This is a genomic window from uncultured Tissierella sp. (assembly GCF_902479755.1).
GTDB classification, from domain to species: domain Bacteria; phylum Bacillota; class Clostridia; order Tissierellales; family Tissierellaceae; genus Tissierella; species Tissierella carlieri.
Genome location: NZ_CABSQO010000010.1, coordinates 16,906 through 32,326 on the forward strand (window position 1 = coordinate 16,906; position 15,421 = coordinate 32,326).

A 15,421-nucleotide genomic window follows, 5' to 3' on the forward strand; every position below is an offset into this window, starting at 1 on the left:
TAAAAAAACCCCTTCTTTATTTAAGAATAATATAATATATTCTTTTTCGTTCAATAGTATCTTTATAATAATTTTCTATAATAATATTTATTATCCTCATCCATATCTTCTGATTTCTTAAATCCAACACCACCCCAAAATCTTTCATTTAACTCATTTGTCGGGGTCAGTTCAACATATAAAGCCCCTTCATCATTAATATATTTTTCTGCCTTTAAATAAGCTGATTTTCCATAACCTAGATTTCGGTAATTTGGCTGGATATAGTATTCCATTAAAAAGCATTTCCCATCTTCATCAAAATAGGTAACATACATTAAAAAACCAATGATAATTTCTTCTTTATTTATGAAGAGTATTCTTAATGGATTTTTATCTCTTATTCTCAGTTTCTCAATTGCATCTCTATATTCATCCGAATAAAAATAATCTAAATCGAAGTCATCTCCTAAAGATACATTTACAGATAATTCATTAATATAACTATCAAACAACTTCCAAAATGCCGCTACATCAGCTTTGTTTTTTACTATAGATAATGCTAAATCATTACTCATTATAAACCTCCTAGTATAATTTATGATATTCTAATACCAAATATCTTTGATATTTACTTTGTATTTCTTTTTCTCTTGATTTATACAATTCAAAAACTGTTCCTGAAATCTCTTTAACACTTTAGCCACAGCATGAATACAATATTAGACTATGTTAATATAAGAGAACTAAGTTTAAGGCTTCGAATGCATCACTTGCTAAAAATCTTCTACTACCACTTATTATCTATATATCTCTTAGCATACAGATTTCTCTGATACATTCATTCGCTGCATCATTGATAAACTGTAAAATCTTATCATAATTCAACTCTTTCAATTCTCCGATACCACTCTTCTTACTGAAATCATTGCCGAGGCTTTCAACAAGCTCATTTACAAAAGTGACATCAATTTCTTCTATAAGAATATATTCAATAGTCTAAAAATTAACTAGATTCAAGCTAAACTTATCCATGAGCTTTGTATTCAACACCCAATAGCCTTTATATACTAACTTCATAGCTTGGTTACGTTCATCCAACCCAAGATGCCCATACTTCTTATATGCATCCTTTAGCCACAGATTATCAGTTATTAAGTGACAGTAATAACCTAGCACAAAATCGTTGGTTATTTGATATTTATACTTACTTTTGAACCTCTCTAAATCAACACATTCAAACTTCATTATCTCTTCAGGTATACGAAAATGAGATACTAAATATCCACCAAGTTCCGGACTATATGCATCTGGTGCTAGATTACCTAACATGAATTGATGTTCATCAAGCTTCACTCTTTTCAGTATCTCATTGCCCACACAATAATGAATTATCCTTGATCCCATAAATCTCAACTCCAATAATTTAATCTTCCTGCTTATCCTACTGAAACTTTTAATTGTCGTATCCCAACATGGCAGATAACATTTCCTGTTTGCGATATTCCTGAACTGGGCAAAAACTAGACCCCCTCGATAGAGCTTGCTCCAGGCAAAGGGATATGGTGCATATCTCTCAAGATTGCGCACTCGGGCAGACCAAGGAAGACTTGTACCTTATGCGTTAGATACGGTGTTATACGGAGTTCATGACATCTTTGATTTCGCAATCGAGAATGCTTTTAATACTATCAAACATCTTATTCCAATCTCTATCTGTATTATTCAAAATATAAGAACGAAAAGGTAGGAGCTTGACTATTCTAAGTTCCAAATTTTTTCGTTTTATGTAATATTCCACTGTTTCAGTATTTGACCATTTTGGTTTTGACCGAATAATAGCCGTGTGTTTCAATGATTCTTCAACACTATTTTGGGATATATACAATAAAACTGGATTTAATGGGCTAATTATAGCTGCAAGATTTCTTATGTATTCGATGATTTCATCTTCTGTGATTTGAGGATACAATCTATTGATATCATGAATTTGGTGCTGAAATAAGACACTCTCGAAAATTGTTACTGCATCCGTATTAGACATTCTTGTAACATACTGTTCAAAACGTGTATAAAATGCCTTCTTATATGTATTAAATGGGACAATAGCCTTATTTGAATAACAAAATTCTTTAAAAGATAAATACTCAGCTAATTCATCACTCCATGGTTTTGGCTCAGGTACTTTATAAGGTGTTAAGATATAATCATTTTCTATAATAGAGTTTAATCGAATCCATTCTGCTTGTTGAGGGAATCTTATTAGTAAATTATTGTATTCATTCTTCGTAAGATAAGCATAAAAAGGCAAATCAATTGGATGTTCACTACCTTCAATATAAACTTCTGAATTTACACCAACTTCTTTAAGATATGTATATAGCAATTGAGATGTGGTTGTTTTGCCTGAACCTGGTATACCCTCAAACATAATTAATTTAGTCTTTTTCATTTTCTCCATCCTTATCATATATAATAAACTCATTATTAAATTTTAGGTTCATATTGATTTAATTAATTTTCAAGGCTCTATATAGCTTTTCATGAATTCCGCATAACGTTTCACATAAGACGTTCCTGAGTCTTATCCAAACCTAGCTATCGAAGGAATGTGCTTTGACTACTTCAAAGGCTCAATCCTAACATTGCTAAAGCATACTTGAATGCATTGTTATACGAAGTGGGGTGCCCCGTTATTCAGAGTGAGATAAGACATCGCTCCCTTAAACCTTAGAAATCATTATTAGCTTCACAATTTATAAAGAATGCGTCTTAACTACAAATATTGATTTTGATTATATCTATTATGGAATTTATTAAACTTTTCCAAATTAAGTTTAAACGTAAGACCATCATATAACTGACCTCGCAGCTCTCGCAACTTTTCTTCATAATTACATACTTCAAAGCCAATTTTTTCTGCCATGGCAATCATAGGATAATTTCCGGACCATGTCTCTGTATAAATATCAGTAATTCCTTTAGAGAAATGATAGTCTATGAAAGCAGTAAAAGCTTGTGTACCATAACCCTTGTACCAGTATGCTGACTCACATATATCAATTCCAAGAGTATGTAAACATCCACCTTGTGAGGCAGGCTTCCAATTATATTCTATATCGTTAAGATAAGAATTCACGCCTCCTATATGAATCCCATCTTTCGTATCAATTTCAAATTTCCAACGAAATTCATTATCATCTTCCTTGTCTTGCAATTTTTTCATTGCTTTTTCATAGTACCTATCTGCATTGAAATTCTTAAAATTTTCTTCTGCTTCCCAAGGTGCATCCCATTCATGCCAAGCTATTTCTTCTGTCATCCATCGAATGTCATCAACAATGTCTCCTTCTTTATAATCACGTAAAATAATATCCTTATAAGCAATTAACATTTTTTTCTCCTCTCAAAGTTAAATGTTCTTACTATACATAATTCATCTTATATTATAAAATCAAATAATCTGTGGTTAAAATTACTATTTGCCTAAATCTTATGCAAATAATTTATATACCACACTGTTTTTAAAATGCCGACTTTGCAAGTCCTAAGCTAAAAGATCGGATTTAAGTCACTTTTTATTCGGGAGCGCTTTATATACATTTGAATTTACGGCTATTTCATCGTAAACTCTTCCGTTGACGGCTGACCATTCCGGATATACCCGTCGGAGCGATAGTATACCCTTTCTATAGAACTGTCTGTTTTTGTATAGTCTATAACAAAAACTTGTCCTGTTTCTATCAGCATTGGGTAATTGTCATAAGGTAGCACATAGCCTGTTTTCTTCTTATCCTTAAAATGTTCATAAGCATTTTCCAAGCGCCAAAATTCCCGGCATGCGTAATCTTTGAATCCTGACAAATCTTGTTTTCCGAAATAAGACGCCTCGTAATCTTTTTCGTTGACTGTGATTGTATCCACCCTGAACGGTTCAATCTCTTTCGCTAACCAAGCTAAGTCCTCTGAATAGATGGCGTCGCCGTAACGTTGCCTTAGTTGATTTGCCATACAGGGAGCAGAATTAGTCATATAGTCCATAGCGTCAAAATACGTATGGGTTTCACCGTAAATCCCCATAATCTTCTCCCCCTTTAGTTTGTCAAATTCGCGGATAAAGTTCTCCACCATCTTGTTTTCGCGGTATACATGATCAGAGTGTTTATAAAAATATTTGCCTTGTTCAATCGCTTCTTGTGCCAATAAATGTTTATTGGAGCTTTCCAAATTATTTTCTTCAAGATACTTCAAAAATCGTTGTCCAATAGTATGGTGCTGGTGACCCACATCCGTACCGTGGAAAATAGTTTCGGGACATTCGCTTTTTATTTTCTTATAAAATTCCTTAATATAAGGGTTTTGTGACTCTGTACCTTCCCAATCCTTATATAATTCCTCCAGAATATTGTCGCTATCCGACTGCATCCACAAGTTTAAAAACTCTGCAGAATAGTAGGGAAGTTCAACAAATAAATGTCTCATATTATCCTTATGATAGTATTTATTCCATAACTCTAATTCCTTTTCCAATATTTTTTCAACACCATGCTGTTCTCCATACAGGTAAATCTGCCCCGTTGATTGTTCTAAAGGCCTGGCTGTATCCATCGATGTGGTACTATATGAACAAGCAACCAATGCCAACAGCATGATTAATGCGACAGCAAACATAAAAAATCTTGTATTTTTCATAGGCTCACCTCGTAATATAAATTATTTTTGTTGATTAATTTATCTCAAAAGCAAAAAATACGAAAAAACATCTCTTTCATGCTTTATAAATAATATTTTCCTTGCACTATACGCTTGTATCACAAGTTAAAAGATCTCCCAAAGGTATAGTAAAGCCTTGTACATATCCACGTCTATATTGGTACAACCTACATAATATTTCTACTTTATTTTTCAATAAATTAAAGATAACCCCCTTGGTTGAGCTTTGCTCCCAGTGAAGAGATGTGGTGTACAACACCCTAAGATTGCACCCAAATACCCTTGCGCAAATACATTGTTATGGGAAGTGATGACGCTTTTCACCCTGCACTTCTCTATATTAAATAATTGATGTGAACTTCCTACTCTGTTATATGATTAATAACATGCTCATTTGAAAAAATAAAATCTGTAGCCAACTCTTTAATAGTTGGCAAAACAGCTAAATAGTATTTTTCTCCTGGAAGTGTTTCTTCATTAAATTTTGTATCTTTATATCCTAATTTGACAATAACCTTTTTTATAAATTCATAATGATTAATAACCTCACTGCTACCAAGATGAAATATTCCTTCTAAATCATTTTCAATTATATAATATATCTGTTTTGCTAACATTTCATCTGTATTATTATTAAGATATAGATTTGTGTAAACATCAACTTTTTCATTATTCTTTAATGATGTTACAAGACTATTTAGTCTAGGTGAGTCTTTGCCCCATATCATTGGAAGTCTAAAAATTATGCCATTGCCGTTTAAATCTTTTCTTAATATTTTTTCGCACTCTATTTTAAATTTACCGTAATCACTTTTAGCAATTGGTTCATGAGTTTTGGGATGTGGTATAGTTGTATCGCCATCAAAAACATTTGCAGTAGAACAGAAATAAAGTTTTCCGTTAATAGGTATTAAGTATCTTATAAGTTCATTGAGAAGTTCTATTTGAGTCTTAAAATTCCCTGTTAAACAGTACACTATTCTTGAAGGCTTAACACTATTAAGAATATTAATTATCTTATTAACTTCACTCATATCATAATAAATCGAATTTATCGAAACTATTTTATTATTGTTATATGTACCATAAACATCATATTTCTTATCTAGTTCTTTTGATAAAGCCTTCCCTACTAATCCACTTGCTCCAAGTATTAAAATTCTTTCCATTTTGTACCCCTTTCTTCTTGAATTCGCATTTTACTATTTCACAGCATCTAGTTTTCTATCAAATATGCCCCCAAAGAACTGCCTGATATCATTATTTTCACTAACCATTGCATTAACGACGTATATCGCTAATATTTACTTTAGACTACGTTCTTTTATCCCTTCTAACTATTGTATTAATCAGGTTTACAATATTTTATCTTCTTTCCTTAATTACATGAATCTATATTTCTGTAGTCTTTGAACTTGCTGCATCTAATATCAGCTCCAATCTCTAGTCGACCTATGGCAAATTTACTTCTTAATACCATTCCCCTTTACCATTTCCTACCATATACTATTCTACATTGCTTTCCAAATTCCTTCTTTTCCCAAAATATTCTTTCATTGTTCCTTACTCACGAATTCACCCCAATAAATATTGTCTTCAAGTAATAATGAATTCTACGAAAAAAGGCTATAATAATCAGCTGATTATTATAGCCCTTCATTGTCTTTATATAATTTTACAATTCTTTAATATTTGTTAAGGTATTTGTAATAGGAGGAACTACTTGCTTTTTCCTTGAAAGGACTCCTGGTGCATAGAATGAGTTATTTACAAGATTCTTTCCAAATGCCTTTGCCACTAATTCTTTATTATGTCCTACTACTACCATTTCTGAAGCCTCTTTAAATATATCTGTTAGCATTAGTATAAATATAGAGTACCCTCGTTCTTCTGCTCTTTCTTCCATTAATGATATTAAGTCGGATTTCATATCCTTTAAGCTATCTGGGTCCATAGTATATACTTGGGCAATTCCTATCTTATCTTCATCTATAGTAAAGGTTTTAAAATCTTGGCTAAGTAATTCTTGTGGTGTTTTTCCAACTAAGGAAGTTCCAGCCTTAAACATTTCCATAGCGAATTTTTCTACATCTAAGTCTGCAATTCTTGCTAGTCTTTCCAATATCATTCTATCTACATTAGTTGATGTAGGAGATCTAAATAATAAAGTATCGGAAATTATAGCTGCTGCCAATACTCCTGCCATTTTTTTTGAAGGCCTTCTGCCATTTTCAAATAATATTGATGCTATTATTGTAGATGTACTACCTACAGGTTCATTTCTAAAATATATTGGATTTCCCGTAAATACATCTGCCACTCTATGGTGGTCTATAATTTCTAATATTTCACATTCCTCTAAACCATCCACTGATTGACTACGCTCATTATGATCAACTAGTATTACCTTTTTCTTCATACTTGATATTAAATGGTATCTAGATATTAAACCTACCACTTTATTGTTATTATCATCATCTATTACTGGATAAGATCTATATCTAGTTTGAGACATCTGCTCTTTTACATTATCTACTAAGTCATCAAGTGTAAATGTCACTAGATTGTCTGTAGACATTACATGGCTAATGGGTACAGATTGAGTTATTAGTCTAGAGGTTGTAAAGGTATCGTGAGGTGTGGATATTATGGTTATACCCTTTTCTTTTCCTAGATTAATAATTTCTTCATCTACTTTAACATCTCCTGTTACAATCATTAAAGAAATATTACTATTAATTGCAAGTTCTTGAGCATCTTTTCTATCACCACATATGACTATGTCATTTTCTTCTATGTATTTTCCTACAGATTTAGGTTCCATCGCCAAAACTAAAAGTTTTCCTGTAAGTGGCTTAGTTTTATCTGCTATTGTAATGATTTTAGCAGACAGAGTATCTATAATATTATCTATAGAAGTATCTGATTTTCCTAAAATACCATTATCCCATACATCTATATAAGCCCCTATTATATCTGATATTGTTACAATACCTGCTAATTGCTCATTTCCATCTATCACAGGAAGACTATTCAAATTGTTTTTCTTCATCAATTCTAATGCCATACGTAGTGATATATCTGGACTAATGGAAGCTATTTTGTCAAAGTCTAAATCCTCCACACTTAATCTTACTGTTTCTAAAAGAATAGGTGCATCAACTCCAAAATATTCTAGAATGAATTTTGTTTCTCTATTTATCTTTCCAAGCCTTACAGGAATAGCATTAACATCCCCATTGCCATTTTTATACTCTGCATAGGCTAAAGCTGCACATATGGAATCTGAATCAGGATTTTTATGCCCCGTAATATAAATCGTTTCCTTCATATTATCCCTCCCCTATGGTTCATCATTAGTTCACTGTAAAGATATTATATCATTAAAATGGTAATATTAAAGTACAAAAAGCTGATGTAAAAACATCAACTTTTCTGTACCTCTAATTCATTATAATCAAAAATAATTTGCTCTCCGCCGTTTACAACTATACAAGGTAATCCTATTTTTCCAGATTCCTTAATCTCTTTAAATTCTTCATAGTTATCCCTATACTTCAAAAATCTTTTTAAATTCAACATTCCTTCTGAAATATCTAAATATAAGAACTTAATATTATGACTTGAAAGATACTCTTTCGCTGGTTCACAATCCGGTCAATATTTGCTTCCAAATACAATTATTTTATCCATATAATTCTCTCCTAACCCACTACTCATCTGTTTTATTTTTTCCTTTTCTCCTCTGCTTCACACAATCTGTTAAAAGGTATTCTATTTGCCCATTGATTGAGCGAAAATCATCTTCTGCCCAAGCAGCCAGTTCCTGCCAAAGGGATGAGGATAGTCTCAAAAGTATCTGTTTTTTTCCATTATCTTTATTCTCCATCTACAACATCCCTCCCTTCAATTTATTTTAATATAAGGAGCCACTATTTACAATAGGCTGTGCATCCTTATTTCCACATAATACAACAAGCAGGTTACTAACCATAGCAGCTTTACGCTCCTCATCTAAATGAACAATATCATTTTCGTTTAATTTAGCAAGAGCCATCTCTACCATACCTACTGCTCCCTCAACTATCATCTGCCTTGCATCTATTATTGCTGAAGCTTGCTGTCTTTGAAGCATTACAGATGCTATTTCTGGAGCATAAGCTAAATGGGTGATTCTTGCTTCTAAGATTTCCAAACCTGCTACTTCTACATTAGCTTGAATCTCAGTCTTTAGCTTATCCGCTACTTCTTGGCTGCTACCCCTTAAGGACTTTTCATTATCTTCATTGGATACATCATAGGGATATACCCTAACAATATTTCTAAGGGCAGCATCAGTCTGTATGGATAAAAATTCTGTATAGTTATCAACATTAAAAACAGCCTTTGCAGTATTAACAACTCTCCAAATTACAACAATTCCTATGACTATAGGATTTCCTAGCTGGTCATTGATCTTTTGTTTCTCATTATTTAGCGTCATAGTCTTAAGAGAAATTTTTTTATTGGTTCTAGCAGGTAATGTGACTTCTGCACTACCTAATTTAGTTTGTTCAACACCTAATTTTCCTGTAGTTGTTCCCTTAGAACTAGGATTAATAGCACTAACAAATGGATTAACAAAGAAGAATCCTTCACCTCTAAGTGTACCATAATACTTACCAAAGAGAGTAAGAACTATTGCTTCATTAGGTTTCAACACTTTCAATCCAGAAAACATGATAGGACCTATTATAAAAGAATAGGAAATTCCTGCAATTATTAGCAATATTCCTTTATCGTATCCATAATCAACCAAATTAATTCCATAGACAAGTGCAGCAATACCAGCAATTATAAATATAATGTTTAAAAGGAGGATCCCCATACCATTCATTGATCTAGGTATGATTTCTTCATTATGCAGTTTGCTTTCATTTTTGTTAATTGTATTTGACATTTTAAAACCCCCTTAATATATTTTTGATATCATTTTGATATTAATTATATATTATGCCAGTGTTACTAAAATGTCAATATCTTTTTATTAATTCGAGGCAAAAAACTACTGCCCTATTATAGTAATCTTTTTAACTAAGTTATATAATATTAATCCTGCGTATTATACACTTTGAACATAAAGAGTATTATTATTCTTTATAAGTTTACTATGACTTCATATTCAATTATTTTTCTATCCTCAAAAATTACAATCTTATCAAAAAATCTTGTACTTAAAATTCTATGAAAAATATATGTCGGCTTTATATTTTTATGGAGATTACTTCCCAAAATCAAAAAGACTCTTCAAAAACTTGAAGAGCCTTTATTGTGCTTTATATTTGAACCCTATTTAGCTGCGTTTTGTCCGGCAATTCTACCGAATACCGTAATGTCCGCAAGTGCATTACTACCTAATCTATTGGCACCTTGGATTCCTCCTGTGACCTCACCTGCTGCATATAATCCTTCTATTACATTTCCTTCTGTATCTAATACTTGAGCATTCGTATTTATTTTTATACCACCCATTGTATGATGAACAGCTGGAGTAGCTTTTAAGATATAGAATGGACCAACTTCTACAGTTGAAGGTAAACTTCTTTTATTGAATTCTGGGTCTTTTCCATCTGCTACATATCCATTATATTTATCAACAGTTTTTTGTAATTCTACTGCGTCAATTCCGAAAAAATCAGCAGCTTCTTTTATAGTATCAGCTTTTACTAATAAATCATTTTTATATAAGTAATCAAGTTCTGGTCCATGATTTTCTTGCAATTTACTTGCTTCAAATCCTTTTTGATCAAGTAATTCATAACACACATGACCTGTTTGAGCCTTGATAGCCATAGACATTACATCACGTCTGCCTAATTCTTCTACAAAACGCTTTCCTTCTTTATTTACAATAATTGTATGTCCATATAATCTTGCATCATCATAGTAAAGTAATGTTCCAGTTAGTGGGTCACATATTGGATATGTTTGAATATATTCCATACCTACTAAAGATGCTCCTATTTTTTCAGCCATTATAATACCATCACCTGTACTACCTGTTGAGTTAGTTGATAGAATTGTTTCGTCTATATCAGGATTATACTTAACTCTCATCTCTACATTAGAACCAAATCCTCCTGATGCAATGATTACTGCTTTGTTAGTATTAAAAGTATAATTTTTATTTTCCCCTTCTGCTTCTACTCCTATAACTTTTCCATTCTCATCTGTAATTAAAGCTGTTGCTTTAGTATTTAAAAGAACAGGAATATTCATTTCTTCGGCTTTTGCAAGTTGCTTAGATATGATTTCTCTTCCACTAGCTCCTGCTGGAACTAAACTTCTCTTAACTGAATGTCCACCGAAAAACATCAATTCATCTTCCCATACTACTCCAACTTCATCTCTTAGCCACTCAGCACCTGCAAGAGCATTCTCAGCTAAAACTCTAACTAGTTCCTCATTAGCCTTATTGTCCCCACCTTTTAAAGTATCTTCTATATGAAGCTCTATACTATCTTCAATACCTTCCTCTTTCTGTAACCAATTGTTTGGTGCAGCATATTCAGCACCTGATATCAATGTATTTCCACCAGCCATAGGCATTTTTTCTAAAACAATTACATCTGCTCCTGCAGCCTTAGCCTCTATAGCTGCTGAAAGACCTGCTCCACCAGCTCCAATTACTACGATATCATGAGTTTCCGTAACTTCTTCCTTTACTCCACTTGAAGATGTAACATCAATCTTTTTCAACATTTCTGGAGTTGCTCCTGCTGCAGTTAATGCTTTAGTTACCGCCTCTATAAATCCGTTAGAAGTAAAGGTACATCCTGAAACCCCATCTACTTCAAGGCTATTTTTTGATATAATACTTTCTGTTAAAGTTTCCATTGCAGTATCGAATCCTGGTGTTTCATTGTGGCTCACTACCTTTATAGCAGTAATAGTATCATCTGCAATTGTTACTTCAACTTTTATTTCTCCACCTTTACCAGTGCCAACCCCTTCATACACACCATCTTTTATAGATGTCGTAGATTCATTAGTGTCTACTTTTTCCGTCTTATTACACCCTGCTAAACCTACTACCATAGTTATTACTAGAAAAAATACTAAAAACTTTTTCAAATTTTGTCCCTCCTATTTTTGTTAATTTATTGCTTATATCGTTATTAGTTTAACATAACTATTTGTTTTAGTATTTACACTTATATGTCTATTTTTGTACTTTTAAATACAGTATTTAAAAGTACAGAAAAATCCTATATAATAATTATTAAGCTTAAAAATCAAAATTCAGGTGAAAAACTATGTCTTTACGTCTAAAAATTATCACAGTTTTTGTTTTATGTATAATACTTACCTTTTCCCCTCTATTATTTATATTGGAAACAAAGGTAAAATCTTTAAATATGGAGCAATTGGAGTATCAAACTTTGCAACTCATCGATTCAAAATCAAATGAAATTGGTTCCTGGTTAAATCAACGAATAAGCGAAATAAGAATTATTCATGAATATGCTTCAACTAGGGAGTTTAATTTAGTCTCTTTAAAACCTTATTTAACACGTTTAAACAAAGTTCTAAGTAAGCAATACGGAAATTTAAATGAGACTTTTGCAATAGGAACTATTGATGGATATGGATGGATAAATGATAATATTACCATTCATGTGTATAATCGAGATTATTTCAATAAACTAATGTCGTCAGATATAGAGTATGTTATATCTAAGCCAATCATTTCTAAATCTGATAATACTCCTATTTTTATCATTTGCTATCCAATTGTAAATGATGAAAATGAAAAAATAGGATTTATTAATGGTGCTGTTAATTTAGAAAAAATCTCTGAAATAGCAAGCGGCATTGATGTTTATAATGGATTTTCTTGGATTATGAATAAAGATATGGATATATATTCTATTTCAAAAGATAATTTGACAAATAATTATATTTCCATAGAAGGATTAGATAAAATAATTAAAAAATCTAAGGAAGAAAATTTAGGAACTATTAGCTTGAAAAATATCTCCAACAAAGATTCCACTTTGTTTTTCTCTTCTATCCCTTATACAGAAGATTGGATCTTATGTACTCTAATTGAAAATAGCTATATTCATACCCAAACTAATAATATTATCAACTTAGTTGTTGCTTTAGGAATAATTTTATTATCACTTGCTATTTTACTTGCAATTATCATCTCTGGAACTATTGTAAAACCAATACATAAATTAAAAAATCATATGGTAGAAGTATCTAATGGGAATCTAAATTCCTATTATGAAACTAAAAATAATGATGAAATATCTATATTAGGTAAAGTGTTTAATCAAATGCTTAGTGATATTAGGAAACTAATAAATCAGGTATATCAAGTACAAGCTCAAAAGAGAAATGCTGAATTGAGAGTATTGCAATCACAGATAAATCCTCATTTTTTATATAACACACTAGATACAATTCAATGGAAGGCTTTAGAGTATAATGCCTTTGATCTTGCAGATATGATTAACTCATTGTCCATATTTTTTAGAATATCACTAAGTGATGGAAAAGAATTTATTACAATTGCTGATGAAATAGAACATGTACATAACTATCTGAAAATCCAAGAAACACGTTATAAAGATAAGATTAGTTATACTATTGATTTAGATGAACTAATTTCACAATATCTAGTCCCTAAGATGATAATACAGCCTTTAATTGAAAACTCTATTTACCATGGATTAAAGTTGAAAAGGAAAAAAGGTATTATCAATATAAATATACTATCTCAAGATGACTATATACTTATTGAAGTTATAGATAATGGCTTAGGTATGAATTATGAAAAACTTGCTACAATTAGAAAAAATCTCTACCAGTCTATTGAATCAGAGCATTATGGATTGTATAATATCAACGAACGTTTGAAACTTACATTTAAAGATAAATATAGTATTAATATTGATAGTAAATTTGAAGAGGGAACTAAAGTCTCATTAAAGATACCAAAGATAAGTGAGGGATTCCAATGTTTAGAGTAGTAATTGCTGATGATGAGGAAATAATACGTAATGGTTTAAAAAAATTAATAGAATCTTACGATTTAAATTTATCTGTTGTAGGAACAGCACAAGACGGTGAAGAAGCTCTGCATTTAATCCATATGTATCAACCAGAAATTATTTTAATGGATATTAATATGCCTTTTATAAATGGTCTTGAAGTAATAGAAAAAATTAAGGAACTGGATCCTAATTCTAAAATAATAATTATATCAGGATATGATCAATTTGAATATGCACAGAAAGCTTTAGAACTTGGAGTATTTAGTTATTTGCTTAAACCTATACAGTATAGAGATTTTAAAAATATTATTATTAAAGCTATGGACTCCTACTGCGAAAGAATGTGGGAGTTAAATAAATTAAAAGAAACAGAAATAGATAATACAAACTATAAATGTATTGGAAGTCAAGCAATTAACTACATAAAAGAAAACTTTACTCAAAATGATCTAACCTTAAATCTTATAGCTGAAAATTTACATATAAGTCAATCATATCTTACCAGAATAATCAAACAAAAAACAGGAGTTCGTTTCACTGATTATCTTAATAACCTAAGAATCAATATGGCAATAAAACTTCTATTAGATAAAGATAAGGACTATACTATAAATGATATTGCAAATATGGTAGGCTATAGCAGCCAGCATTATTTTAGCAGAGCATTTAAAAATTATATGGGACTTTCGCCTAATCAGTATAGAAATAAAAATTCCCTCAATCATTAAATTTGTGGAATTAATTCAGCTGTAATTATTCCTCTAAATGCAGCTGAGTTGTTTCCTAATTCCATCATATACCTTTAATAAAGTATTTAAGCCTCTTTAAATCTTGTGGTTGTAATTTTGCCGTCTACTTTACTTATAGTTTTAACTTTTAAGGTTGGATTTACCACATTAAATTCTGCTATAATATCTTCAAATATTTTAAATTCTTTTCTTTTGATAATGACTTCCATTTGATATCTCTTTTCCTCATTATTCCCTCCAACAAGAAAAGTATTGACTGTATATCCTGTTTCTCTAAGTTTATTTGCTATTTCCATAATCTTATTTTTGTTATTCAAAAATAAATCTACTTCTAAAATACCAAGGGCTAACCTATCTTCAATTTTACCACCTATAAAAACTCCAGCTGTTCTTCCTAAAGCATATGATATTGTAAATTGAATCCCATCAGAACTAGTTACCTTACTAACAATAGTTGCAAAAATCATAGCATCAGCAAAAACCAGCAAATAAACTGGATTCATAATTTTTTTTGACATCAATATTGTTTTTAGTGTTGCTAAAACATTTGTAAAAGCAGTTACCAAAAACAAGCCCACAAGTGCAAACATAACATTTGTTGTCATTTAAACACCTCCTTTTTAAATTTTATATCACAAAAAACTAATATACAAATCGTATATTAGTTAGTAATTAATTATTCGTATTCATTTAAATAATCCATAGGGAAAATTCAAGATTAAATAAATATAATCCCCTTTCGGGGCATATAGGTATAAAGTAAATGGTTATATCTAAATCACCATCATAACTTTAAAATAAGGATAAGATTATTATAAAAATTATTTTAAATACTTTAACTACATTCTAACAATTAATCTAACTTCATCATTATACTACATCTCCTGATTATTTGCAAATCTAGGTCTATTTTTTACATTTTATCATTTCAAATCA

At 31.0% G+C, this 15,421-nt stretch carries 14 protein-coding genes; 2 read left to right on the plus strand and 12 right to left on the minus strand.

What is annotated here, in order from left to right; all coding sequences use genetic code 11:
• Positions 1–62 precede the first annotated feature (62 nt).
• From RDK80_RS07130 to RDK80_RS07180, 11 genes are all read right to left on the minus strand, one after another.
• On the minus strand, positions 63–557 hold the full coding sequence (locus tag RDK80_RS07130) for a GNAT family N-acetyltransferase (RefSeq protein ID WP_308523881.1): 495 nt from the start codon (positions 555–557) through the stop codon (positions 63–65).
• 421 nt (positions 558–978) lie between these two features.
• Complete coding sequence (locus RDK80_RS07135; protein WP_308523882.1) at positions 979–1,386, minus strand: hypothetical protein; 408 nt, start codon at positions 1,384–1,386, stop codon at positions 979–981.
• 229 nt (positions 1,387–1,615) lie between these two features.
• Positions 1,616–2,449: a hypothetical protein gene (locus tag RDK80_RS07140; protein WP_308523883.1), complete on the minus strand. Its 834-nt coding sequence runs from the start codon at positions 2,447–2,449 to the stop codon at positions 1,616–1,618.
• Between the two features lie 306 nt (positions 2,450–2,755).
• Positions 2,756–3,373, minus strand: coding sequence for a GNAT family protein (locus RDK80_RS07145; RefSeq protein ID WP_308523884.1), 618 nt, complete (start codon positions 3,371–3,373; stop codon positions 2,756–2,758).
• Between the two features lie 221 nt (positions 3,374–3,594).
• A complete protein-coding gene (locus RDK80_RS07150) occupies positions 3,595–4,671 on the minus strand; it encodes a hypothetical protein (RefSeq protein WP_308523885.1) in 1,077 nt (358 codons plus the stop codon).
• A gap of 383 nt (positions 4,672–5,054) precedes the next feature.
• Positions 5,055–5,861: a sugar nucleotide-binding protein gene (locus RDK80_RS07155; protein ID WP_308523886.1), complete on the minus strand. Its 807-nt coding sequence runs from the start codon at positions 5,859–5,861 to the stop codon at positions 5,055–5,057.
• A 506-nt stretch (positions 5,862–6,367) separates the two neighbouring features.
• Positions 6,368–8,023, minus strand: coding sequence for a putative manganese-dependent inorganic diphosphatase (locus tag RDK80_RS07160; protein ID WP_216563132.1), 1,656 nt, complete (start codon positions 8,021–8,023; stop codon positions 6,368–6,370).
• Positions 8,024–8,118: 95 nt separating this feature from the next.
• A complete protein-coding gene (locus RDK80_RS07165) occupies positions 8,119–8,274 on the minus strand; it encodes a hypothetical protein (protein WP_308523887.1) in 156 nt (51 codons plus the stop codon).
• A 130-nt stretch (positions 8,275–8,404) separates the two neighbouring features.
• Positions 8,405–8,581, minus strand: a complete 177-nt coding sequence (locus tag RDK80_RS07170; protein WP_216563131.1) for a PTS ascorbate transporter subunit IIC — start codon at positions 8,579–8,581, stop codon at positions 8,405–8,407.
• A gap of 27 nt (positions 8,582–8,608) precedes the next feature.
• Positions 8,609–9,631, minus strand: coding sequence for an SPFH domain-containing protein (locus tag RDK80_RS07175; RefSeq protein WP_308523888.1), 1,023 nt, complete (start codon positions 9,629–9,631; stop codon positions 8,609–8,611).
• 389 nt (positions 9,632–10,020) lie between these two features.
• Entirely contained in the window at positions 10,021–11,805 is a 1,785-nt protein-coding gene (locus RDK80_RS07180; RefSeq protein ID WP_308523889.1) for a flavocytochrome c, read from the minus strand.
• A gap of 284 nt (positions 11,806–12,089) precedes the next feature.
• Here RDK80_RS07180 and RDK80_RS07185 point away from each other — a divergent pair, with 284 nt between their 5' ends.
• Both RDK80_RS07185 and RDK80_RS07190 read left to right on the plus strand, forming a co-directional pair.
• Positions 12,090–13,712 carry a sensor histidine kinase gene (locus tag RDK80_RS07185; RefSeq protein WP_308523932.1) on the plus strand — a complete coding sequence of 541 codons (1,623 nt, stop codon included), beginning with the start codon at positions 12,090–12,092 and terminating at the stop codon, positions 13,710–13,712.
• A complete protein-coding gene (locus RDK80_RS07190; RefSeq protein ID WP_308523890.1) occupies positions 13,700–14,464 on the plus strand; it encodes a response regulator in 765 nt (254 codons plus the stop codon). The genes RDK80_RS07185 and RDK80_RS07190 overlap by 13 nt, the downstream gene beginning before the upstream one ends.
• 86 nt (positions 14,465–14,550) lie before the next feature.
• Here RDK80_RS07190 and RDK80_RS07195 read toward each other — a convergent pair whose 3' ends face one another.
• On the minus strand, positions 14,551–15,090 hold the full coding sequence (locus RDK80_RS07195; RefSeq protein ID WP_308523891.1) for a DUF5698 domain-containing protein: 540 nt from the start codon (positions 15,088–15,090) through the stop codon (positions 14,551–14,553).
• Positions 15,091–15,421 lie beyond the last annotated feature (331 nt).

Excerpts from the sequence above, each read along its gene's own strand:
- RDK80_RS07130 (WP_308523881.1), bottom strand. The coding sequence starts at position 557 with ATGAGTAATGATTTAGCATTATCTATAGTAAAAAACAAAGCTGATGTA.
- RDK80_RS07135 (WP_308523882.1), bottom strand. The coding sequence starts at position 1,386 with ATGGGATCAAGGATAATTCATTATTGTGTGGGCAATGAGATACTGAAA.
- RDK80_RS07140 (WP_308523883.1), bottom strand. The coding sequence starts at position 2,449 with ATGATAAGGATGGAGAAAATGAAAAAGACTAAATTAATTATGTTTGAG.
- RDK80_RS07145 (WP_308523884.1), bottom strand. The coding sequence starts at position 3,373 with ATGTTAATTGCTTATAAGGATATTATTTTACGTGATTATAAAGAAGGA.
- RDK80_RS07150 (WP_308523885.1), bottom strand. The coding sequence starts at position 4,671 with ATGAAAAATACAAGATTTTTTATGTTTGCTGTCGCATTAATCATGCTG.
- RDK80_RS07155 (WP_308523886.1), bottom strand. The coding sequence starts at position 5,861 with ATGGAAAGAATTTTAATACTTGGAGCAAGTGGATTAGTAGGGAAGGCT.
- RDK80_RS07160 (WP_216563132.1), bottom strand. The coding sequence starts at position 8,023 with ATGAAGGAAACGATTTATATTACGGGGCATAAAAATCCTGATTCAGAT.
- RDK80_RS07165 (WP_308523887.1), bottom strand. The coding sequence starts at position 8,274 with ATGTTGAATTTAAAAAGATTTTTGAAGTATAGGGATAACTATGAAGAA.
- RDK80_RS07170 (WP_216563131.1), bottom strand. The coding sequence starts at position 8,581 with ATGGAGAATAAAGATAATGGAAAAAAACAGATACTTTTGAGACTATCC.
- RDK80_RS07175 (WP_308523888.1), bottom strand. The coding sequence starts at position 9,631 with ATGTCAAATACAATTAACAAAAATGAAAGCAAACTGCATAATGAAGAA.
- RDK80_RS07185 (WP_308523932.1), top strand. The coding sequence starts at position 12,090 with ATGGAGCAATTGGAGTATCAAACTTTGCAACTCATCGATTCAAAATCA.
- RDK80_RS07190 (WP_308523890.1), top strand. The coding sequence starts at position 13,700 with ATGTTTAGAGTAGTAATTGCTGATGATGAGGAAATAATACGTAATGGT.
- RDK80_RS07195 (WP_308523891.1), bottom strand. The coding sequence starts at position 15,090 with ATGACAACAAATGTTATGTTTGCACTTGTGGGCTTGTTTTTGGTAACT.